We start from the raw sequence: 21945 nt of genomic DNA on the forward strand, positions 1-21945 counted from the left end.
TCTTTGTCCCCGGGCCCAGTCTGGCGCAGGCCCCTATCCCGCGTAAAGGTCCATATGCGCCATCACCTGTCCATGATCTGACGCAAGTTTGTTATAGGGCGCCTCGGGGTGCGAGCCGTCGGTGAGGTGGTCGTTGAAGACGCTGAAATAGGTCATCTCGCCGATCTTGCCCTCGTAATCGGGGTGGAAGTGGCGCGACAGGAAGATCTGGTCGATCGACTCGAAGACCCCGCCGAAGGCCGCCGTGTAGACCATGTCGCGCAGGGATTTTCGGACGAAGAGCTTTTCGGCGGAATGCAGGCGGACGCGCTCGACATCCTCGGTGATCTGGCGGTTCTCTTCTTCGCTGTAGCGGTCGGTGGGGCTTTGGGCGTCGTGGCGCAGCATCCAGGCGTAGTTGCGGAAGGGCGCCTCGCCGGTGATGATTTCCGAGCTGACGGCGTGTTCGCCATCGTTGAAATCGCCCAGAACCATGACGGGGGTGCCGGCGTTGAGTTCTGTAACGATTTCACGGCGCAGCACCCAGGCCTCGGCCATCCGGCGCAGCGCCGAGCGGAGGGAGCCCATGGCGCGGCCGACCGGGTCGTATTTCGTGAGGTCTTCCTCGGGCGCATAGGCCGCGCCGTCCGGCTTGATGTATTCGCCGAGCTTCGATTTCAGGTGGCAGTTGAAGACCGTGACGGTCTGGCCGCCGATGGGGATGCGGGCCTTGAGAATGGGGCGCGAGAGGCGGCGAAGGGTGTAATGGCCGGCCTCCTGTGCCGCCATGCCCCGGAGTGGCTGGAAGGGAATTTTGAGAGGTTCCGGCAAGTCCTGGATGACTTCCGGCGGTTCCGTGAATCCGAAACGTGACAGCAGCGCCAGGCCGGGGCGGCGCTTGCCGGGCGTGCCGGGATCGGCGGCATTGGGGGCGAAGGCCAGTTCGGCGTCGCCGTAAGGGTCGACGCGGATGCGGTCGAAGATGACCTTGCGGTGATAGCGCTTGGATTTGTCGGGCACGGTCGCGGCGTTCAGCACCTCGGCCCGTTCCGAGGCCTCCTCGATCACCTCGATCAGCGGGTCTTCCTCGAAGATCTCCTGGAAGCCCACGATATCGGCGTTCATGGTCAGAAGCTGGTCGGCCATCCAGTCTTTCTTCCAGGCGTATTCCTCGGGCGTGTATTTCTGGAACTCGTAATATTCCTTGTCGGCACCGATGAGGTTCTTGACGTTGAAACTGGCGATGGTGAAGCGGGGCATGGCGGACCTGTGGGTTTGTTTGGGCGGAGGTTGCGTTATGGAAAGCACTTGGTTGGTTTTTGGGTGTTTTTCCGGGCGCTAAGTCGGATTGATGCAAGAATGGGGGCTGGAAAGCGTGAGGCAAGCGGCCGTTTTCCGCGCGGAAAACGGGATAGAAAATGCGTATTTTCTATCCCGGAATTTGCGCAAATTCCGGGGCCGCACAGGGGGAGAGCGATGCGCGGGACCCGGTCCTGTGGACCGTCCCGACGGGTCAGGGGAAGGGCGCCGTTAAGGCGCATCGTCCAGCGTCGCCAGCGCCCGGCGAAACACCTGCGCGTCGACATTGCCGCCCGAGATGGTGCAGATCACCGTGTCCCCCTCGATCTCGTCGCCGTGGTAGAGCGCCCCCGCCAGCGCCGCCGCGCCGCCCGGTTCGGCCACCAGTTTCAACCGTTGGAAGGCCACGCCCATGGCGCGCAGGCACTCGTCTTCGCTGACCGCGATGCCGGGGCCGCAGAGGCGTTGCATGATGGGAAAGGTGATCTCGCCCGGGGCGGGGGTGAGGATGGCGTCGCAGATATTGCCCGAGGCGCGGGCGTTGCTCTCGCGCTGGCCGGATTCGAGCGAGCGGGTGACGTCGTCGAAGCCTTCCGGCTCGACCGGGCGCACCCGGAAGCCCGGCGCGTCCGCTTCCAGGGCCATGGCGACGCCCGCAGTGAACCCGCCGCCGCCGCAGCAGACCAGCACGTCGCCGGTTTCGATGCCTTCCTCGCGCGCCTGTTCGGCAATCTCGAGCCCGCAGGTGCCTTGGCCGGCGATCACCAGCGGCTCGTCGAAGGGCTTGACGAGGGTGAGGCCCCGCTCGGCCTTGAGCGCCTCGCCCACCGCCTCGCGGCTTTCGCCGTTCTCGCGGTCGTAGAGCACCACCTCGGCGCCCAATGCGCGGGTGTTGTCGATCTTCAGCTTGGGCGCGTCGGCGGGCATGATGATGACCGCCGGCACGCCGTATTCCGCCGCCGCCTTGGCGACGCCCTGCGCGTGGTTGCCGCTGGAATAGGCGAGGACGCCCTTGGCACGCGTCTCGCCGTCGAGCGCCGAGAGCGCCGAACGCCCGCCGCGATACTTGAAGCTGCCGGTGTGCTGAAGGCATTCGGGTTTGACGAAGACGCGGCGGCCGGCGATCTCGTCGAGGAAGGGGGAAGAGAGCAGGGGCGTGCGCCGGGCGTGGCCCTTCAGCCGGTCGGCCGCGGCGCGGATCATGGTGATATCGCTCAAGTCACTCTCTCCAGAAGGGCGCGGATCGCGGTCAGGGATTCAGCCTCGTCGAGGAAGGGCACATGGCCCCGGTCGGGCACGACGGCGGTGATCATGTCGGGGTGGCGGGCGTGCATTTCGGCCTGCGTCTCGGCCGTGAAAAGGTCGGAATTCTGCCCGCGGATCGAGGCGAGCGGCTGATCCTTCAGCCCGTCGAACAACTGCCAGAGGTCGGGCGCGTCGCCCGCGCCGGCCTGCCCGATCATGGCGTCGCGCAGGCGCGAGTCGTAGCGGATGCCGATGCCGCCATCGTCGGGCTTCTCGAACCACATGAACTCGGCCTGTTCGCGCCAGCGCTCCAGCGGCACGCCCGGGAAGCCCGCCTCGTTGCCCTTCTTCAGCGCCTCGGCCGCGCTGTCGAGATCGGGGAAGGGGGGCGTCTTGCCGACGTAATCCATGATCCGCTCTATGCCGATGGGGGCGACCTCTGGCCCGATATCGTTGAGCACGACGCCATTCAGCCGGTCGGGATGCGTGTGGGAGAGCGCCATGGCGATCAGCCCGCCGCGCGAGGTGCCGATGATGGTGGCCTTGTCGATCCCCAGGTGATCGAGCAGTTCGACCGCATCCTGCCCTTCGCGCAGGATGTTGTAGCTCATGTAATCCTCGGCATAATCCGACTGCCCCCGGCCGCGATAATCGAGCCGTATCAGGCGCGTATCGGTCATATGCGGCACGAGATAGGTGAAATCGGTGGTGTTCCGGGTGAGCCCCGCAAGGCAGAGAACGGGCGGGCCGTCGCCCTGATCCTCGTAATGCAGGGAAAGGCTGTCGGAGGTGGTGAACTTGGGCATCAGGCAGCGATCTCCGGTATGCCGGTGAGGTCATTCAGGGTGGTGTCGGGGGTGGCGGGCAGCCGGTCCATCGGCTGGCCCGCGCGGTTGACCCAGGCGGTGCGGAAGCCGTAGCCCGCGGCGGCCGCGGCATCCCAGCCGTTGGACGAGACGAAGAGCACCTCGCTCTTGGCACAGCCGAAGCGGTTGCCGACGAGGTCGTAGACCACGTGGGCCGGTTTGAAGACGCCCACGCTTTCGACAGAGAGCACGTCGTCGAGCAGGTCGCCGATGCCGGCGGATTGCACGGCGCCGTCCAGCATGTCGGGCGAGCCGTTCGAGAGAATGGCGGTGGTTTTCCCCGCCTCCTTGAGGGCGCGCAGCATGGCGGGCACCTCCGGAAAGGCCTCGAGCTCCCAGTAGAGTTGCAACAGGCGCTCGCGCAGGTCTGCGTCACCGCCCAGCCCCTCGGCCTCGAGCGCCCAGTCGAGCCCGTCCTGCGTGACCTGCCAGAAATCGGTGTGATGCCCGGTGATCGCCCGAAGCCAGGTGTATTGCAGCTGTTTCAGCCGCCAGTGCTCGGCGATGGCGGGCCAGTGATCTCGGAACCCCTCGCGCCCCGGTTCGGCGGCGGCGTTGCGGGCGGCGGCGGCCACGTCGAAGAGCGTGCCGTAGGCGTCGAAGATGCAGGTCGTGATGGCCATGATGTCCCTCCCCGTCACGAGCGGCAGGTTTGCATGTCTCGCGGGCGGGTGAAAGGCCCATTTCTTTCAAGAAATATTGGTTTTATCGTCGCGCGCGGGCGCGCGGCGGTTTGCAATCCGGGTTCGGCGTTGCTACGTTGAGGTTTGTCGAGACAAGCACCCGCCTAGGACGCGGCCTTGTAAACCCATTCCCAAACCGATCGGATTCCATATGACCCAGGCAAAGACGGGCGACACAGTACGTATTCACTACACCGGCACGCTGACGGACGGTTCCACCTTCGACAGCAGCGAAGGGCGTGACCCGCTCGAGTTCACGGTTGGCTCGGGCCAGATCATTCCCGGCCTCGACGCGGCCCTTCCCGGCATGGAAGAGGGCGAGAAGAAAACCGTCGAGGTTCCGGCGGACGAGGCCTATGGCCAGCCCGACCCGAACGCCAAGCAGGCCGTGCCGCGCACCGACATCCCGGAAGACATTCCGCTCGATATCGGCACCCAGCTGCAGGTTCAGACGCCGCAGGGGCAGGTGATGCCGGTGACCGTCGCGGAAGTGACCGAAGAGCAGGTCATCCTCGACGCCAACCACCCGCTGGCGGGCAAGGACCTGACGTTCAACATCGAGCTGGTCTCGGTGGCCTGAACGGCTTTTCCGGACAAGTCCGGTAATTGAAAACGCGCGCAAGGCCTCGTGGCCTTGCGCGCGTTTTTTGTATGGTATCCTCTTGGTCCAGGGACGGGGCCGCCCGTGCCGGCCCGGGAAGAGAGGGTGACATGAGCACGTATACCGAGGCGCTCCTGGAGCGGATCCGCCAGCTTCAGGACGAGATCGAGGCCGAGATCCACCGCGGGCGCGAGCGCTTCCGCTACCGGCTGGAGAATGGCCGCGTGGTGTTCGAGGCGGAGATGCGCCAGCGGCACCGGGCCTTCCGGGTGAAGCTCTCGACCTTCCTGCGGCAGGCCCGGCCGATGGTGATCGTCACCGCGCCGGTGATCTACGCAATGATCGTGCCCTTTGCGCTGCTCGACCTCTTCGTGACCGTCTATCAACGGGTCTGTTTCCCCGTCTACGGGATCGAACGGGTGAAGCGGGGCGATTTCATCCGCCTCGACCGGCACCACCTGGCCTATCTGAACGGGGTGCAGAAACTGAACTGTATCTATTGCGGCTATGCCAACGGGCTGATCGGCTACGTGCAGGAGATCGCGGGCCGGACCGAGGCCTATTGGTGCCCGATCAAGCATGCTGCACGGGTGGGCGGGCACCATGCCTATTACGCGCAGTTCGTGGATTACGGCGATGCGGAAGGCTACGGCCCGGGGCTGGAGGCGTCGCGGGCGCGGATCACGAAGGTGGGCCTGTCGGGCCACGAGGTGGGGGAGTAGAGGGAGCCCCGCCCGGTGGCTCTCAGTCCTGACCGGTGCTCAGCAGAACCGCCCCAGCCCGGCCCGGCGCCAGCACGATATCCTGCGCCTCGGCCGCTTTCTCCAGCGGCAGCACGTGCTCCACATCCGGCTTCAGCGACCCATCGGCCAGCGCCGCGTGCAGGCGCTCGATCGCCTCGGACCGGGGGCCGTCGGGCAGGATGTAGATGAGCGAAATGTCGAGCTTCAGCGCCTTGAACAGGAACGGGCCGAAGGGCAGTTCAGGCGTCATGTTCTTGACCGAGCCATAGGCGGCGATGGTGCCGAGCGGCTTCATCACCTCGGCCAGAAGCGGGGCGTTCACGCCGAATTCCACCTCGACCGCGCGGTCGATGCCGGCGCCGCCGGTGATCTCGGTGATCTTGGCGGCCAACTCGGGGTCGGCATAGTCGAGCACGTGGTCGGCGCCCGCCGCTTTCACGCGGTCGATGCCGCCTGACGAGCAGGTGGCGATGACCGTCGCGCCGCCGGACTTGGCCAGTTGCACCGCGTTATGGCCCACGGCCCCCGCACCGCCGCTGACGAGCATGGTTTGCCCGGCCACGTCGCCGCCGCCGAAGACGGTCTGCGCGGCGGTCAGGCCCGGAATGCCGAGCGTGGCGCCCGCTTCGAGCGAGACACCCTCGGGCAGGGCGACGGCCTGTGCCTCGGGCAGGGCGATATACTCGGCCGCGGTGCCGAAGGGGCGCTGCCACTGGCCGTTCCAGATCCACACGCGCTCGCCCACGCGGGCGGCATCGACGCCGTCGCCCACCGCCTCGATCACGCCGCTGCCGTCGGAATGGGGGATGATTCGGGGGTAGGCGGGCTTGGTGACCCCGGGGCGCGAGCCCGCGCGGGCCTTGGCATCCGACGGGTTCACACCGGAAAAGGCGACGCGCACGAGCACCTCGCCCGCTTGCGGGGCGGGCGTGTCGAGCTCGCCCGTTTCGAGAACCTCGGCAGCGGGGCCGAAGCGTTCATACCAGACGGCGCGCATGACGCTCTCCTTCTCGCTGAATTTCCAAGTGGAACACTGGCTTGCAAGTGCTTGTAAAGAATTTGTTTACCATGCGCACCTAATGCTCGGGGCCGTGAAAGTAAACGGAGGGGGCATATGATCCTTGGAAAAAAACCTGCATTTTACATCGCGGCCTTGGCCGTTTCGGCCGGGCTGGCCGGCTGCGGCACGCCCGAAAGCATGACCGAGCCGATCGTGTCATCCTTCAACGAGGCGAGTGTCGAGATCCAGGTGGGGGAGGGCGACATGGGGTTCATGAGCGAAGAGATGCGCGCGCAGGCGGTTCAAAAGGCAGACGCAAAGGCGGTGGAAATCTGCGCGCGCGGGCCGAACCGGCGGGCAGAGTTCGCAAGCCAAAGGCGTGTGCCGATCAGCCAGTATCTCGCCGTGACGAGGCGGCTATATCTCTGTCTCAAATAGCTCGGTGTCCCTTGCGTCAGGCGACTGTTCGATGTTGACCCGACGTTTGACGCAAGGACGCCCATAATCGCGCCCCGGGCATGGATCCGGGGCGTAAGCTGCCCGTGACGCGACAGCATTCGAAAGATCTTGTCGAAAAACTCTTATTTCCCGGTGCGGCGCAGGCGGATGACCACGTCGACGCTGGCCACCTCGGCCCCGTCGGGGGCCTTGGGCAGGCGGGCGATCTCGAGCTCTTCGGCGGGAGCGTCGGTCAGTTTCTGGTCGTCTTCCCAGAAGAAATGCGGGTGGTCATGGGTGTTGGTGTCGAAATAGCTTTTCGAGCCGTCCACGGTGATCTCCTGCACGAGGCCGGCGTCGCAGAACGCCTTGACGGTGTTGTAGACCGTGGCGAGCGACACTTTCTCGCCCGTCTCCTGGGCCGAGGCGAACAGGCTTTCCGCGGTGAAGTGGCGATGACGGCCGTCGCCAACGAGCAGCGTCGCGAGAGCCACGCGCTGTCTTGTCGGTCTCAGGCCCGAGCCTGCTAGCCACGCCGTGCCGCGTGTGATCGCTTGCGTTTCGGTCATACTGCACCTCTCAGTCAGGCGTAATATAAGCAGTGCCACAGGGGGATTTCAAACAAATTTCATGGCGCTGGCGAGCGATGCGGGGGGTGTCGCGGGCTTGCAAGGCGCTTTGTCGCAATGATACAGGACTTGGGACTGAGCCGCATCCAACATGAAAGGGCCGCGTTGCATGGCCGACTACCCGAGCAGCTTCGACCGAGATGACCTGCTGAAATGCGCACGGGGCGAATTGTTCGGGCCGGGCAATGCCCAGCTGCCCGAACCGCCGATGCTGATGATGGACCGGATCACCGACATTTCCGGGGATGGCGGGCCGCATGGCAAGGGGCACGTGATCGCCGAGTTCGACATCAAGCCCGACCTGTGGTTCTTCGAGTGCCACTTTCCCGGCAACCCGATCATGCCCGGCTGTCTCGGCCTTGACGGGCTGTGGCAGCTGACCGGCTTCAACCTCGGCTGGCGCGGCTGGCAGGGGCGGGGCTATGCGCTGGGCGTGGGCGAGGTGAAGCTCAAGGGCATGGTCCGGCCCGACCGCAAGATGCTGACCTATTACGTGAATTTCACCAAGGCCGTGCAGACCCGCCGGCTGACCATGGGCGTCGCCGACGGCGTGGTCGAGGCCGATGGCGAGGTCATCTACGAGGTCAAGGACATGAAAGTGGCCCTCAGCGAGAGCTGAGCGCCGGACCTGTCCTAAAGCAGGAAGTCGAATCCGTCCGTCAGGTCGGGGGGCACGTTGCCCTCCCACTCCGGTTCGATGTCTTTCGGGTCCGGGGCGGGGCTGGCAAAGCCGGTATGTCCGTTCAGGCGATCTTCCAGGATTTCCTGGATTGAAAGCGGCCGGGGCGGCACAGCGGGGCCCGGGCCCGTGTCCGGGAATTCCCTGTCGAGTTCCTCGCGCAATTGGTCGATGAAGAAAGAGGGGCGGCCACCGGGGTTGGGGATATCCGGCCCGTCACCGCCGGGAGGGCTGTCGCCATGGCCGAAAAGGATTTCGAAAAAATCTTCCCGGGTCGTATCGCCCGGGTATGTCGGGCCGGTCGGGTCGGAGCCCTGGCCGCCAAACTCCTCGATTAATCTTCGCAACGCGTATCCGGGCGAAAGGTCTTCCGGCATGATCGTATCCTCCTCGAAATTCGATCGTTTAGCCCGGGCGCGATGCCGGAGCCGAAAAATGCGCTTTCATTATAGCAGATTTTCCCGGTTCTGCTGAGCCAAAGATTCCGAGCGGAAAGGTGGTGGCGACGGTCGAGCTGCCCCGACCGCCGCCCTGTTCACTACAGCAGGAAATCGAACCCGTCGGTCAGGTCGGGCGGCACGTTCCCGTCCCAATCCGGTTCGGCCTTGACCTCCGGTTCGGCGGGGGCCTGTTCCACGACGCCCGGGTGGCGAAGGTTCAGGATGTCTTCCAGAACCACCTCGGGCGGTGATCCCGGCGGGCCCATCGGATAGGAGCCGGGGCCGGAATGACCGTTGCCGAAGAGCCCGGAAATCAGATCCCCGAGCGGGTTGTCCGAGCCCGGCGGTATCGGAGGAAGCCCACCCGGGCCGCCATGCCCCGGGCCTTCGCCAAAGAGGCCGCCAAGAAGCTCGGCCAACGGGTTGCCGGGCGCGGGCGGTCCGGACGGGTAGCCGCCGGGGCCACCGTGACCGGGCCCGTCGCCGAAGCCGCCGCCGAACAGGTCTTCGAAGATCTGGTCAGGCGGACCCGATGGCCCCGGGCCCGGCCCTGGGCCGGGCAGGCCGTGCCCGCCGCCAAATATCTCATCGACAAAATCGAACCCTGGAATTCCATCTTCTGGCATAATCTAATCCTCCCTCAATGCCTTTTGGGTGTCCCCTGGGTGACCCGACGTAAAGTCGGATTGAAGAGTTTGTACAGTATAGCACAATATTCGCCATTTTCGTCAGAAAGAGTTTCGGAAGGATTAAGCCTGCCAGGCCGGGGGCAGCTCTGCGCCGAAACGCTCGCGGCAGAAGGCGTATTGGGGGCCGAGATGCGCGCGGAAGGCCTCACGCGCGGCGTCGGGCAGGGGCAGGGTGACGGTGGTTTCGTTGCGCCGCTCCGACAGGGCCGCGGGCCGGTAGGGCGCATCGGCGAAAGCACAGAGCCGGCGAAGCGTCTCTTCGCGGAAGAGCGTTTCGTAGAACAGGTAGAGGATATCCCCGGCGGGGAAGGTCGCGTCGAGCGCGGTGACGATGGCACGGTAATCGGCGCGGGCGGCGATGGCGGGATTGGCCAGCGCCCGGGGCCACTTGGTGGCGGCATCGTTCGACGCGCTGAGCTGTTGCAGGTGGCGCAGCTGTGACCAGAGCCGCTCGACCGGGTCGCGCATCACGAAGAGGAGGCGCAGGCGCGCGTTCTGCGTGGCGCAGAAGCGTTTCATCCAGGCAAACCCCTCGGCCCCGATGACCGAATAGGACGGGGTCAGATCGCAGACGGTGCGGGTATCCGGCCCGCAAAGCCGGGCGAGATGGTCGAAATAGGCGCTGTCGTCGTAAAGCATCTGCGCCCGGTCGAGGCTGGCGCGGAAGGTGGGGCGCGCGCGCAGGTTGGCCGCCTTGTCGCCCGGCTGATCAAGGTGATAGGCGAGGCGCGAGAGCGCCAGCGCCTCCATGTCGCCAAGCGCGAGGGCGGGGAATTTCGCGTCGAAGAAATGCACCTCCTTCAGCGGCGAGGGGGCGACGCCCGGCAGCGTGCCGAGATAGTGGAACAGCCAGCTGGTCGCGCATTTGGCGGCGCCGACGCAGATCAGCAGCGTCTTGTCGTCGAGCTCCGGCATGCGGCGGGGGAGGGGGCCGGTTTCCGGCCCCGGTCCATCGGCACTGGGCGCGTCGCTGGTCATCTGTCACATCCCCGGCCCGGGCGGGCCCTGACGCAACGTTGCCACAACGGCGCGGGCCGCTCAACGTCAAGGCAGGCGGGGCCTGCGCATAAGTGCCTGTCGCGATTGCCCTCCTGCCATCTTGCACCACCCTCCCCGCATGCCCTACAAGGCGATAAGACAGCTAGGGAGGCAATATGCGCCGCGTCGTCGTCACCGGGCTGGGGATCGTCTCCAGCATTGGCAACAATGCCGAGGAAGTCCTTGCGTCGCTCAAGGGCGGAAAATCCGGAATCACCGCCAATGAAGAGATGGCCGAGCACGGCTTTCGCAGCCGGATCGCGGGCGATCTGAAGATCGACGTGTCCGAGCATGTCGACAAGCGGACCCTGCGTTTCATGGGGCCCGGGGCGGCCTATGCCCATATCGCCATGCAACAGGCGATTGCCGATGCCGGGCTCGAGGAAGGCGATATCGTCAACCCGCGCACCGGGCTTGTGGCCGGGTCCGGCGGGCCGTCGACATCCGCCATGCTGAGCGCGCACCAGACGGTTCTGAAAACCGGCGGGACCAAGCGGATCGGGCCGTTCGCGGTGCCGAAATGCATGTGCTCGACCGTGTCGGCGAACCTGTCGACCGCCTTCAAGATCAAGGGAATCAACTATTCGATCACCTCGGCCTGCTCCACCTCGCTGCATTGCATCGGCAACGCGGCCGAGCAGATCATGATGGGCAAGCAGGACGTGATGTTCGCCGGCGGCGGCGAGGAGCTGGACTGGACGCTGTCTTGCCTCTTCGACGCGATGGGCGCGATGTCCTCCAAGCGCAACGACACGCCTGAGGCGGCCAGCCGGGCGTTCGATGCCGACCGCGACGGGTTCGTGATCTCGGGCGGCGGCGGGATGCTGGTGCTGGAAGACCTAGAACACGCCAAGGCGCGTGGCGCGAAGATCTATGCCGAGGTCACGGGTTATGCCGCCACCTCTGACGGGCATGACATGGTGGCCCCCTCGGGCGAGGGCGGCGAACGGGCGATGCGGCTGGTGCTCGACCAGCTGGGCAACGATCACAAGGTCGGCTACATCAACGCTCACGGCACCTCGACCCCCGTGGGCGATGCCGGCGAGGTGGCCGCGGTGCGGCGCATTTTCGGCGAGGGGCACGTGCCGCCGATCAGCTCGACCAAGTCGCTGACGGGCCACGCGCAGGGCGCGGCCGGCGCGCTCGAGGCGATCTTCTGCCTTCTGGCGCTGGAGCACGACTTCATTATCCCGTCGATCAATGTCGACACCCTGGATCCGGAGATCAACCCGGGCGAGATCGCCACGGAATGCGCCGAGAATGCCGGGCTCGACACGGTGATGACCAATTCCTTCGGCTTCGGCGGAACCAACGGCTCGATGCTGCTGAGCAAGTACCACGGATAGGTAACAGATGAACAATTCGATGAAGGGCATGCGCGGGCTGGTCATGGGCGTGGCGAACGAGCGCTCGATCGCCTGGGGCATTGCCAAGGCCATGCACGAGGCGGGCGCCGAGCTGGCGTTTTCCTACCAGGGCGAGGCCTTTGGCAAGCGCGTGCAGCCGCTGGCGGCGACGCTGGGCTCGGACCTGCTGCTCGATATCGACGTGACCGACGAGGAGTCGCTCGACGCCGCCTTCGCCAAGCTGGGCGAGACATGGCCGACCATCGATTTCCTGGTGCATGCGATCGCCTATTCGGACAAATCCGAACTGACCGGGCGGTTCCTGAATACCAGCCGGCACAACTTCAAGCATTCGATGGATATCTCCTGCTATTCCTTCATCGAGGTGGCCCGGCGGGCCTATCCGCTGATGAAGGACAATGGCGGCACCATGCTGACGCTGACCTACCAGGGCTCGAACCGGGTGGCGCCGAATTACAACGTCATGGGCGTGGCCAAGGCGGCGCTGGAGGCGACGACGCGCTACCTCGCCAACGACCTCGGGCCCGACAAGATCCGGGTGAACGCCATTTCGCCGGGTCCGATGAAGACGCTGGCGGGCGCGGCCATCGGCGGCGCGCGGCGCACCTTCCGGCATACGGAAGAGAACGCGCCGCTCAGGGCCAATGCCACGCTCGAGGCGGTGGGCGGCACCGCCGTCTACCTTGCCTCGCCGGCGGGGGCCTTCACCACGGGCGAGATCATCCGCGTCGATGGCGGCTATCACGTGCTGGGAATGCCACAGGCCGAGAACCTTTAAGAGATTTCCGGGCCGGCGGCCCGGATTCCGCCACGCCTTCGCCGTGCTTTGGCCAAACCGGCCTGTTACGCGACAGGCATGGATTACATTCAGAAAGCCCAGGAAAAACATCAAGAGCGGCCCCATGCCGCGCGTGCCGTCAGGGCGCGGCGCTGGTCGCGGCGAGTGTTCGCGCTTCTGATCCTCGTGTTCCTCTACGCCGTCTGGCAGGACAGGGCGCTCGCGCCGCCGATCCACGACGGAATGCAGAAAACCGTAAGTCTTGCGACCGGTTTCGTGGAAAACTCGGACGATATCCGCTCCTATGTGAAACAGACCTTCGGCAGTTCCTCGGGCACGAGCGTCGAGCAGCAATACGATCCGATCACGCGGTGGCTGCTGAAATGGACAAGCTGAGCCGGCGCCTCTGAGCGGCGGTCCGCGCGCCGGGCTTGACGCGTCGGGAACGCGACCCCACCTCCCGTGGGTTATGCCTATGCAAAAACGCTCCCACCCGAACGTTCCGGGCATCGATCAGAGCGATCGCCTTGTTCCCGCCAACCTGCGCCAGAGCGGTCAGACGCCCGTGCAGATGCTCATTTCCACGAGGGTCCGGAAATCGGCCTTCTGGCACCTGTCGATCGAAGCGGGCGCGTGGCGGGCCTCCGTCTACAACCGCATGTACCACCCGCGTGGCTATATCCGGCCCGAGGATGGCGGCGCCATGGCCGAGTACCGGGCGCTGGTGCACGGTGTGACCCTGTGGAACGTCGCCGTCGAGCGCCAGATCCGGGTGAAGGGCAAGCAGGCGGAAGATTTCGTGAACTACGTCATCACCCGCGATGCCAGCCGCATCAAGGTGATGCATGGCAAATACTGCATCCTTTGCAACGAGAAGGGCGGCATCCTGAACGACCCGGTCGTCCTGCGGCCGGCGCGCGACGAATTCTGGTTCTCGCTGTCCGACAGCGACCTCATGCTGTGGCTTCAGGGGGTGAACACGCCCAAGGCCTGGGACGTTGAGATCGACGAGATCGACGTCGAGCCGCTGCAGGTTCAGGGGCCGCTCTCGGAAGACATGATGGCCGAGCTGATTGGCGAGGACCTGCGGAAAATCCCCTATTACGGCCTGATGGAGGCCGAGATCGGCGGCGCGCCCGTGCTGATCAGCCAGACCGGGTTTTCCGGCGAGAAGGGCTACGAGGTCTATGTCTACAACGCCCACGAGACGGCCGAGCAGGTGTGGTACGCGCTGCGCGGCGTCGGCGCGCGCTATGGCCTGCGGGTGATCGCCCCCGGACACCACCGCCGGATCGCCGCCGGCATCCTGAGCTGGGGCCAGGACATGGATCACGAGACCTCGCCCTTCCAGGTGAACCTGGCCTTCCAGGTGCCGAAGAAGAAAAAGGCCGAGTACATCGGCAAGGCGGCGCTGGAAAAACAGCGCGACCAGATCGAGGCGGGCAGCTATCCGTTCAGCCTCAAGCTTGTCGGCATGAAGCTGGGCGGGCGGCCCATCACCGATTACGCGCCCGATTTCTGGCTGATCCAGAACCGCGAGGGCACGCGCTGTGGCTATGTCACCTCGCCCTGGTGGTCGCCGGAGCTGGAGACGAACATCGCGCTGGGCTACGTGCCCTGGGCGCTGTCGAAGCTGGGGACCGAGCTCAGGGTGGAACTGCCCGAAACCTATGCCGAACAGTCGGGCGAACCGGTGCAAGCGGTCGTGTCGGAGGTGCCGTTCGTGGCCTCGGAACACCCGAGCGCCCGCGAACAAGGCAAGTAGGGGCGTTTTCTTGAAAAGAAAACGGTCCGAAATCTTTTAAAGATTTCGGGGCGTTGCGCCTAGAACCACTGGCCCGGCTCCATCAGTCCGAGGTCGAGCAACTGGCGCGAATGCCACTCGAACGGGGCCGAGTTGTGCCATCGGAAATCGTGGATGTCGAAGGTCGAGCCCGGGTTGGTCTTGAGCGCCTTGGCGGTGCGGAACGACACCACCGCCGCCGTCAGGTTGTTGTGCCACGGACAGGCATAGGTGTTGTATTCCTCGTCCGAAAACGTGTGGGTGTCGCGCAGGGTCAGGCCGGGCTTGGCCTTGAACAGCGAGATCCGGTCGATCTTGCGGCGTGCTGGCGGGATATGTTCCTCGTAGCGCCAGCGCAGGCCGCCGAAGAAATCGAGCTGGCGGTCCTTCGGGTGGTTGTGATTGTCGGGGTCCTTGCGAGCCAGCGCGTAATAGCCCGACTTGTCGAGATTGGCATCTTCCAGCGCGACGGCGTTCTTGTGCTGGCGCAGGTCGCCGGCATAGATGTCGATCACGTAGGTCAGCATGGCGTCGCGCCGTTCCTCGCCGTGGAACGTGGCAAGCTCCCCCACGGTGCGCGTCTCGCAGAAGGGGAAGAACAGGTACTCGGCATTGAAGCAGTAATACAGCCAGATGCCCGGCGCCGCCTCGATCACGCGGTTCACCAGGTCGGGGAAGCCGGCCTCGCGCTTGACGTCGTGGTCGACACGGATGACGGCCTCCTCCACGTCGGGCGCAAGGTCGAAGGCCGGCGGCATGAAGGCCACCACCTGCCTGAACCGCAGGTCGAGGTGATGGCGCAGGGTGCTGTCGGTCTCGACATCGTCCTCGACAAGGACAAGCGCCACCGGCCCCTTGGCCAGCGCCGTCTTGCCCTCCGCCAGAAACGCATCCAGGCTGGAATACCGCATTGTCACCCTCAAACTGCCCGGCCGCGAGAGTCGGCCAATTCGCGACGCATTGCAAGTGACCCCGGCCTTGATGTAGGGAAACGCCCTGATCACTCACACAAGCTTTCCGGAGCGCGACGAGATGGCCGAGGCGAAGAAGCTCTACATCAAGACCTATGGATGCCAGATGAACGTCTATGACAGCGAGCGCATGGCCGAGGCCATGGGCGGCGCGGGCTATGTCGAGACGCAATCGCCTGACGATGCCGACATGATCCTGCTGAACACCTGTCACATCCGGGAAAAGGCGGCCGAGAAGGTCTATTCCGAGCTGGGCCGGTTCCGCGGGCTGAAAGAGGCGCGCCCCGATCTCAAGATCGGCGTGGCGGGCTGCGTGGCCCAGGCCGAGGGCGAGGAGATCATGCGCCGCCAGCCGATGGTCGACCTTGTCGTTGGCCCGCAAAGCTATCACCGCCTGCCCGAGCTCGAGGCCAAGGCGCGGGCCGGGACAAAGGCGCTCGACACCGACTTCCCGCTCGAGGACAAGTTCGACGCGCTGAAGAACCGCCCCAAGGCCAAGCGCGGCCCGACCGCCTTCCTGACCGTGCAGGAAGGCTGCGACAAGTTCTGCGCCTTCTGCGTGGTCCCCTATACCCGCGGCGCCGAGGTCAGCCGGCCGGCGACGCGCGTGCTCGACGAGGCGCGCGACCTGGTCGAGCGGGGCGTGCGCGAGATCACCCTGCTGGGCCAGAACGTCAACGCCTACCACGGCGAAGGCCCCGACGGCAAAGACTGGTCGCTGGCGCGGCTGATCTGGGCCCTCAACGATATCGACGGGCTGGAGCGCATCCGCTTCACCACCTCGCACCCCAACGACATGGATGACGACCTGATCGCGGCCCATGGCGAATGCGAGAAGCTGATGCCCTACCTGCACCTGCCCGTGCAGTCGGGCAGCGACCGCATCCTCAAGCGGATGAACCGCAGCCACACCGCCGAAAGTTACCTGCGGTTGATCGAGCGGATCCGCGCGGCGCGGCCCGATATCCTGATGTCGGGCGATTTCATCGTCGGCTTCCCGGAAGAGACCGAGGCCGATTTCCAGGCGACGCTCGATCTCATCGAGGAAGTTCAGTACGGTTACGCCTTTTCCTTCAAGTATTCCCCGCGTCCCGGCACGCCGGCCGCCGAGCGGTCGATGGTCGACGAGGCCGAGGCCTCGGAGCGGCTGCAACGGCTGCAGGCGCTGATCACCAGGCAGCAGCGCGCGGTGCAGGATTCCATGGTCGGCCGCCGGGTCAAGGTGCTCTTCGAGAAACCGGGCCGTCTGCCCGGCCAGATGGTGGGCAAGTCGGATTACCTGCATGCCGTGCACGTGGCCGAATCTGATGCGCAGCCGGGCGAGCTTTCGGAGGTCGAAATCATCGAAAGCGGGGCCAATTCATTGGCCGGCCGGCCCGTGCAGGGCCTCTCTTAAACCGGTGATTCAAGACTGTCGGCTAAGGCCGTATTGTCAATGAATAAACCCTGAATCGCCCCTTCCGGCCCCGGATCGGAACGGGGTTGTTTCCGGTGCTGCGACAATGTGGCTTCATTTAGGCTTCACAACAAAGCGAAACTTGTTACACTCAAACAATAATTTCATTTCGCATGGATTCTCTGCTCATTTCACCGTGCGATCTGGGGGGTTAACATAAGGACAGTGGCTGTGACCGAATATCTTTCGAAAACAGTTCGCGGCATCCTCGGCGGGCTTGCTGCCGCCGTCATTGGTATTTCAGTGACGGCAAGTTATGCCGAGGCCCAGAGCGGCCAGCGCGTGGTTGTCGGCGAACGGTACGTTCCTACGATCTGGGTCGACCCGGACGGGTGTGAACACTGGGTGATGGACGATGGCTGGGAAGGCTACATGTCGCCCCACGTGACGCGTCAGGGCATCCCGGTCTGCCGCCGCGGCAACGTGTGTGGCGTGATGAACTCGGATCAGCTCTTCGCCACGGACAGCGCGCATATCAACGCCTCCGGGCGCCAGCGGCTGGCCAGCTTCTTCCAGCAGACGCAGGCGATTTCCTACATCATCGTCGGGCACACCGACAGCCGGGCGTCGGACGAGTACAACCTCGACCTGTCTCTGCGTCGCGCCAATTCGGTCGCCCAGATCGCGGCCTCGACCGGTGCGCGGATCGCGGATGTGCGCGGGTATGGCGAACGCATGCCGAAGGCGCCGAACTCGACGGCCGCCGGGATGCAGCAGAACCGCCGCGTCGAAATCATCTGCATCCGCTAGGGGGATACCATGAAGATCGTCAAAATCTGTGCCGTTCTCGGCGCTGCCCTGCTGGTCACCGGCTGTGTCGGATCCAAGCAGAACAAGACCGTCGACCGCTTTATCGACAGCAAGCACCTGAGCCAGCTTCAGGCCGGCATCTGGGTCGACCCGAACGGCTGTGATCACTGGATCATCGACGACGGGATCGAAGGCTACCTGTCGCAGCGTCTCGACCAGTACGGCAAGCCGGTCTGTTCGGGCGTCGCACCGCCGAACGTGGCCACCGGCGCCTTCAAGCGCGGCTCGCCGGTCTCCGACCCGATCTGATCCGGGCGCCAGCGTACCAAAAATCAGCCGCAGGCAAGGCGCCTGCGGCTTTTTTTGTACCAGCCCGGTGACATTTGATCCCTTTATCTTGCAGTTGTCTCGCCGTCTTGGCACCATATATACGACACGCTGGTTCAGGAGATCTGTTTGGCTACAACCGCGCTGCCCCCGATGGACGACTCTTCCGCGCTGCATGAAGAGACCGTTGAATTTCCCGATAATTTCCTCCTCATTGACCTGTGCGGCGAGCATGACCGCAACCTGGCCGAGATCGAGCGTCAATTGGGCGTGCAGATCATGCGGCGCGGGAATCAGTTGTCGGTGGTGGGCGAAGAGCCCCTGGTCAAGGAAGGCGTCGGCGTCCTGACCGCGCTCTATGCCCGGCTCGAGGCGGGGCGGTCGGTCGAGCCGGCCGATATCGACCGCGAGCTGCGGATGGGCGGCAGCGGGCCCGAGCCGCAGTCGGAACCCTGCGACGGCGACCAGCTCGAAATGTTCAAGGGCGGGCCGGTCGAGATCAAGACCCGCAAGAAGCTCGTCGAGCCGCGCACCGACGCCCAGAAGGCCTATGTGCTGTCGCTCTTCAACAACGAGATGGCCTTCGGCATCGGCCCGGCGGGCACCGGCAAGACCTATCTTGCGGTGGCGGTGGGCGTTTCGATGTTCATCGAAGGCCATGTCGACCGGATCATCCTTGCGCGCCCCGCGGTCGAGGCGGGCGAGAAGCTGGGCTATCTGCCCGGAGACATGAAGGAGAAGGTCGACCCCTACATGCAGCCGCTCTACGACGCGCTGAACGATTTCTTCCCGGCCAAGCAGGCGGCCAAGCTGATCGAGGAGAAGCGGATCGAGATCGCGCCGCTCGCCTTCATGCGGGGCCGGACGCTGGCCAATGCCTTCGTGGTGCTCGACGAGGCGCAGAACGCGACCTCGATGCAGATGAAGATGTTCCTGACCCGCCTGGGCGAGGGCAGCCGCATGGTCATCACCGGCGACCGCAGCCAGGTCGACCTGCCGCGCGGCGTGACGAGCGGGTTGCACGACGCCGAGCGGCTGTTGCGGGATATCCCCAACATCTCGTTCAACTACTTCACCTCGAAGGACGTGGTGCGCCACCCGCTGGTGGCGAAGATCATCGAGGCCTATGAAAAGGACGTGTGAGGCGGGGCGCCGTTTTCTTCGAAGAAAACGGACCGGAAAATTCGAATTTTCCGGCCTGCGACGGTAGGCGATGCAGATCGACATTCTCTACGAAGACGACCGCTGGGACTCGGCGGATTTTGCCGCGCTGGCCGACCGCGCGGCAGAGACGGCGCTCCGCCATGTCGGGCTGGACCCCGACGCATGGGAAATCTCCATCCTCGCCTGCGACGACGCCCGCATTGCCGTGCTGAACGAGGACTTCCGCGACAAGCCCACGCCGACCAACGTGCTGTCCTGGCCGTCCGAGGAACGCGCGCCGGAAGAGCCGGGTGCGATACCCGACCTGCCAGAGCCGGGCCTCGACCCGGAACTGGGCGACATCGCCATCGCCTACGACACCTGCGCGCGGGAAGCCGAGGCCGCGGGCAAGCCGATGGCCGATCATGTCACGCACCTCGTTGTTCACGCGCTGTTACATCTTCTGGGCTATGATCATGTGCGTGACCAAGATGCCACTTTGATGGAAGCAACCGAGGTGGCGATACTTGGCAAGCTGGGTCTGCCTGACCCATATTGAAACCTGTCAGGGCCGCGTGTATGCACGGCCCCACCTTTTTTTGGACCTAAGGACAATGGGCGACAGCACAGACGCATCTTCTAACGCGGCGCGTTGCGCGCAGGCGGATAGCCAGGACAGCGAAGAAGAGCAGGGCGGTTTTTTCCGCCGCATATTCGATGCATTCAGCACGGGCGAGGATGAAGACGAGGAAGACGGGGCAAACAGGCCGCGCTCTGGCGCGTTGGGCCTTGGTAACCTGCGCACCCTCACGGTCGAGGATGTTTCGGTTCCGAAAGCCGATATCGTCGCCGTACCCATCGACATCACCAAGGACGAACTTGTCAGCGTCTTCCGCGAAAGCGGCAAGACCCGGCTGCCGGTCTATGACGGCACACTCGATTCGCCCGTGGGCATGGCGCACCTGAAGGATTTCGCGCTCAGCCACGGATTCAACGGCAAGGGTGGCAGGTTTTCGCTCAAGCCGCTGGTGCGGCCGCTGCTCTACGTGCCGCCCTCCATGCCGATCGGCGTGCTCCTCCAGAACATGCAGAACGAACGCCGCCACATGGCGCTGGTGATCGACGAATATGGCGGGGTCGACGGGCTGGTGACGATCGAGGACCTGATCGAACAGGTCGTGGGCGAGATCGAGGACGAGCACGACACCGAAGACGACACCTACTGGGTGCAGGAAAAGCCCGGCATCTACCTCGCGCAGGCCAAGACCCCCCTCGACGAGTTCGAGGAGGAGATCGGCCAGTCGCTGACCGAGGCCGAAGAGGTCGACGAGGAAGAGATCGACACGCTGGGCGGTCTGGTCTTCATGCTGCTGGGCCGGGTGCCGGTGCGCGGCGAGATGGTCGAACACCCCGGCGGCACGGTCTTCGAGGTGGTCGAGGCCGATCCGCGCCGCATCAAGCGGCTGCGCGTCCGCCTTCCCGGACATTCGGACAGCTAGGATACATGCGCGCCCCCGGGATCGTTCAGGCGCTCGGGCCGCGTGCGCAACTGGCGCTCGCCGCGCTGGCGGGCGCGCTGGGCGCGCTGGGGCAGGCGCCGGTCGCGTTCTGGCCGGCGACGGTGCTGTCGCTGGCGGTGGTCTTCGGGCTGGGGCGCCTGGCGCCGGGCTGGCGGCGGGCCGGCTGGCTGGGGCTCTCGGCGGGCACCGGCTATTACATGCTGGCGCTCTTCTGGATCGTCGAGCCCTTCTTCGTCGACGCCGCCCGGCATGGCTGGATGGCGCCCTTCGCGCTTTTCTTCCTCGCGCTGGGGCTCGGCCTCTTCTGGGGCGGCGCGCTGGCGATCACCCGCGCGCTCGGCGGGCGAGTCGCGCCCTTCGTCGCGATGGTCATGCTGATCGAAGCGGCCCGCACCTATCTGCTGACCGGGTTTCCCTGGGCGCAGGTGGGCCATGCCCTGATCGACACGCCGCTGCTGCACTGGTCGTCCTGGGGCGGCTCGCTTGCGCTGACCGGGCTCGTGGTGTCCGGCGGGGCAGGGCTCTGGCTGCTGGCCGAGCGGCGCTGGGCGCCGGGCGGCGCGCTTCTGGCGCTGCCGGCTGTGCTCTGGGCCGCGGCCATTCCCCTCACGCCAGAGGCACCGGCCGGGCCCGACGCGGCCACCGTGCGCCTCGTGCAGCCCAACGCGCCGCAGCACGAGAAATGGGACCCCGAGAAGGCTCTGGGCTTCTTCGAACGGCAGATCGACTACACCGCCGCGCCGCCAGAGGGGCCGGCGCCCGACCTGATCGTCTGGCCGGAAACCGCGATCCCGTGGGTGCTGGAACGGGCGCGGCCGGCGCTCGACGCGATCTCGGACGCCGCCGGTGACACGCCGGTGGTGCTGGGCCTGCAACGCTTCGAGGGGCGGCGCTATTACAACTCGCTGATCCGGCTCGACCGCGGGGGCGCGGTGTCGGCGCTCTACGACAAGCACCACCTCGTGCCCTTCGGGGAATACATGCCGTTGGGGGATTTCCTTGCGAATTTCGGCATTTACGGCCTCGCCTCGAACGAGGGAAACGGCTATTCCTTCGGCCCCGGCCCGCAGGTGATCGACCTTGGCAAGCTGGGCCTTGCCTTGCCGCTCATCTGCTACGAAGGGGTCTTCCCGCAGGATGTGGGCGCCTATGACAGGCGGCCCGACATGCTGCTGCTCATCACCAACGACGCGTGGTTCGGCAATATCCTCGGACCCTACCAGCACCTCGCCCAGGCGCGGCTCAGAAGCGCCGAACAGGGCCTGCCGATGATCCGCGTGGCCAATACCGGCGTCTCGGCAATGATCGACGCGACGGGGCGCGTGACCACCTCTCTGCCCCTTGGCGAGGCAGGATGGACCGACACCCCCCTGCCACCGCCGCTGCCGCCCACGCCCTATGCGCGCACCGGCGATTGGCCCATCGCCGGGTTTGCCCTTTTTTTGCTCGTTCTGTCCCTTCTGTACCACAAGCGTACAAACCGCAGTTTTTAAGCGTTGACGCCCTCATGGGCGCGGCCTA

The 21945-nt window shown here is 65.3% G+C and carries 25 protein-coding genes; 15 read left to right on the forward strand and 10 right to left on the reverse strand.

From position 1 onward, the window contains the following. Positions 1–33: 33 nt before the first annotated feature. From RIdsm_RS08295 to RIdsm_RS08310, 4 genes are all read right to left on the reverse strand, one after another. Entirely contained in the window at positions 34–1239 is a 1206-nt protein-coding gene (locus RIdsm_RS08295) for an endonuclease/exonuclease/phosphatase family protein (protein WP_057814130.1), read from the reverse strand. 270 nt (positions 1240–1509) lie between these two features. Continuing rightward, positions 1510–2496 carry a threonine ammonia-lyase gene (locus tag RIdsm_RS08300; protein ID WP_057814129.1) on the reverse strand — a complete coding sequence of 329 codons (987 nt, stop codon included), beginning with the start codon at positions 2494–2496 and terminating at the stop codon, positions 1510–1512. Continuing rightward, positions 2493–3329 (reverse strand): alpha/beta fold hydrolase, encoded by an 837-nt coding sequence (locus RIdsm_RS08305; RefSeq protein WP_057814128.1) that lies wholly within the window; start codon positions 3327–3329, stop codon positions 2493–2495. Before RIdsm_RS08305 ends, RIdsm_RS08300 begins: the two co-directional genes overlap by 4 nt. Next, entirely contained in the window at positions 3329–4012 is a 684-nt protein-coding gene (locus RIdsm_RS08310) for a haloacid dehalogenase type II (protein ID WP_057814126.1), read from the reverse strand. The genes RIdsm_RS08305 and RIdsm_RS08310 overlap by 1 nt, the downstream gene beginning before the upstream one ends. 211 nt (positions 4013–4223) lie before the next feature. Between RIdsm_RS08310 and RIdsm_RS08315 the strand changes: the two genes are divergently transcribed. Together RIdsm_RS08315 and RIdsm_RS08320 are read left to right on the forward strand one after the other, a co-directional pair. Continuing rightward, on the forward strand, positions 4224–4652 hold the full coding sequence (locus RIdsm_RS08315; protein WP_057814124.1) for an FKBP-type peptidyl-prolyl cis-trans isomerase: 429 nt from the start codon (positions 4224–4226) through the stop codon (positions 4650–4652). A 131-nt stretch (positions 4653–4783) separates the two neighbouring features. Further along, positions 4784–5395, forward strand: a complete 612-nt coding sequence (locus RIdsm_RS08320) for a hypothetical protein (RefSeq protein WP_057814123.1) — start codon at positions 4784–4786, stop codon at positions 5393–5395. A 22-nt stretch (positions 5396–5417) separates the two neighbouring features. Here the strand turns inward: RIdsm_RS08320 and RIdsm_RS08325 are convergent, their stop codons facing one another. After that, positions 5418–6413: an NADPH:quinone reductase gene (locus RIdsm_RS08325; protein WP_057814122.1), complete on the reverse strand. Its 996-nt coding sequence runs from the start codon at positions 6411–6413 to the stop codon at positions 5418–5420. A 117-nt stretch (positions 6414–6530) separates the two neighbouring features. Between RIdsm_RS08325 and RIdsm_RS08330 the strand changes: the two genes are divergently transcribed. After that, a complete protein-coding gene (locus tag RIdsm_RS08330; RefSeq protein WP_057814121.1) occupies positions 6531–6854 on the forward strand; it encodes a nucleoside/nucleotide kinase family protein in 324 nt (107 codons plus the stop codon). Between the two features lie 143 nt (positions 6855–6997). Here RIdsm_RS08330 and irrA read toward each other — a convergent pair whose 3' ends face one another. Next, a complete protein-coding gene (irrA, locus tag RIdsm_RS08335; RefSeq protein WP_057814120.1) occupies positions 6998–7423 on the reverse strand; it encodes an iron response transcriptional regulator IrrA in 426 nt (141 codons plus the stop codon). Between the two features lie 169 nt (positions 7424–7592). On the opposite strand from irrA, the gene fabA reads away from it, so the two are divergent. After that, positions 7593–8102 carry a bifunctional 3-hydroxydecanoyl-ACP dehydratase/trans-2-decenoyl-ACP isomerase gene (gene fabA, locus RIdsm_RS08340; RefSeq protein WP_057814119.1) on the forward strand — a complete coding sequence of 170 codons (510 nt, stop codon included), beginning with the start codon at positions 7593–7595 and terminating at the stop codon, positions 8100–8102. A 14-nt stretch (positions 8103–8116) separates the two neighbouring features. On the opposite strand, the gene RIdsm_RS08345 is transcribed toward fabA, so the two are convergent. From RIdsm_RS08345 to RIdsm_RS08355, 3 genes are all read right to left on the reverse strand, one after another. Continuing rightward, positions 8117–8539 (reverse strand): hypothetical protein, encoded by a 423-nt coding sequence (locus RIdsm_RS08345; protein ID WP_057814118.1) that lies wholly within the window; start codon positions 8537–8539, stop codon positions 8117–8119. A 161-nt stretch (positions 8540–8700) separates the two neighbouring features. Next, positions 8701–9228, reverse strand: a complete 528-nt coding sequence (locus RIdsm_RS08350; RefSeq protein WP_057814117.1) for a hypothetical protein — start codon at positions 9226–9228, stop codon at positions 8701–8703. Between the two features lie 123 nt (positions 9229–9351). Continuing rightward, entirely contained in the window at positions 9352–10269 is a 918-nt protein-coding gene (locus RIdsm_RS08355; RefSeq protein ID WP_236553190.1) for a sulfotransferase, read from the reverse strand. A 176-nt stretch (positions 10270–10445) separates the two neighbouring features. Between RIdsm_RS08355 and fabB the strand changes: the two genes are divergently transcribed. The 4 genes from fabB (at position 10446) to RIdsm_RS08375 (ending at position 14239) form a co-directional block, all read left to right on the forward strand. After that, positions 10446–11675, forward strand: a complete 1230-nt coding sequence (gene fabB / locus RIdsm_RS08360) for a beta-ketoacyl-ACP synthase I (RefSeq protein WP_057814114.1) — start codon at positions 10446–10448, stop codon at positions 11673–11675. A 7-nt stretch (positions 11676–11682) separates the two neighbouring features. Further along, positions 11683–12474, forward strand: coding sequence for an enoyl-ACP reductase FabI (locus RIdsm_RS08365; RefSeq protein WP_057814113.1), 792 nt, complete (start codon positions 11683–11685; stop codon positions 12472–12474). Between the two features lie 78 nt (positions 12475–12552). Next, positions 12553–12870, forward strand: a complete 318-nt coding sequence (locus RIdsm_RS08370) for a hypothetical protein (protein ID WP_057814112.1) — start codon at positions 12553–12555, stop codon at positions 12868–12870. A 79-nt stretch (positions 12871–12949) separates the two neighbouring features. Next, a complete protein-coding gene (locus tag RIdsm_RS08375; protein ID WP_057814111.1) occupies positions 12950–14239 on the forward strand; it encodes an aminomethyl transferase family protein in 1290 nt (429 codons plus the stop codon). 59 nt (positions 14240–14298) lie between these two features. On the opposite strand, the gene RIdsm_RS08380 is transcribed toward RIdsm_RS08375, so the two are convergent. Then, positions 14299–15168, reverse strand: coding sequence for a hypothetical protein (locus RIdsm_RS08380; RefSeq protein ID WP_057814110.1), 870 nt, complete (start codon positions 15166–15168; stop codon positions 14299–14301). Positions 15169–15289: 121 nt separating this feature from the next. Here RIdsm_RS08380 and miaB point away from each other — a divergent pair, with 121 nt between their 5' ends. From miaB to lnt, 7 genes are all read left to right on the forward strand, one after another. After that, positions 15290–16624, forward strand: a complete 1335-nt coding sequence (gene miaB / locus RIdsm_RS08385) for a tRNA (N6-isopentenyl adenosine(37)-C2)-methylthiotransferase MiaB (RefSeq protein ID WP_057814109.1) — start codon at positions 15290–15292, stop codon at positions 16622–16624. Positions 16625–16927: 303 nt separating this feature from the next. Next, positions 16928–17434: an OmpA family protein gene (locus tag RIdsm_RS08390; protein ID WP_420426179.1), complete on the forward strand. Its 507-nt coding sequence runs from the start codon at positions 16928–16930 to the stop codon at positions 17432–17434. A 9-nt stretch (positions 17435–17443) separates the two neighbouring features. Beyond that, on the forward strand, positions 17444–17743 hold the full coding sequence (locus tag RIdsm_RS08395; protein WP_057814106.1) for a hypothetical protein: 300 nt from the start codon (positions 17444–17446) through the stop codon (positions 17741–17743). Between the two features lie 147 nt (positions 17744–17890). After that, a complete protein-coding gene (locus RIdsm_RS08400) occupies positions 17891–18904 on the forward strand; it encodes a PhoH family protein (RefSeq protein WP_420854115.1) in 1014 nt (337 codons plus the stop codon). 70 nt (positions 18905–18974) lie between these two features. Further along, entirely contained in the window at positions 18975–19463 is a 489-nt protein-coding gene (gene ybeY / locus RIdsm_RS08405) for an rRNA maturation RNase YbeY (protein ID WP_057814104.1), read from the forward strand. Positions 19464–19518: 55 nt separating this feature from the next. Continuing rightward, positions 19519–20403 (forward strand): hemolysin family protein, encoded by an 885-nt coding sequence (locus RIdsm_RS08410; RefSeq protein WP_057814103.1) that lies wholly within the window; start codon positions 19519–19521, stop codon positions 20401–20403. 5 nt (positions 20404–20408) lie between these two features. Next, complete coding sequence (lnt, locus tag RIdsm_RS08415; protein ID WP_057814102.1) at positions 20409–21917, forward strand: apolipoprotein N-acyltransferase; 1509 nt, start codon at positions 20409–20411, stop codon at positions 21915–21917. Positions 21918–21945 lie beyond the last annotated feature (28 nt).

The organism is Roseovarius indicus (assembly GCF_008728195.1).
Taxonomy (GTDB): Bacteria; Pseudomonadota; Alphaproteobacteria; order Rhodobacterales; family Rhodobacteraceae; genus Roseovarius; species Roseovarius indicus.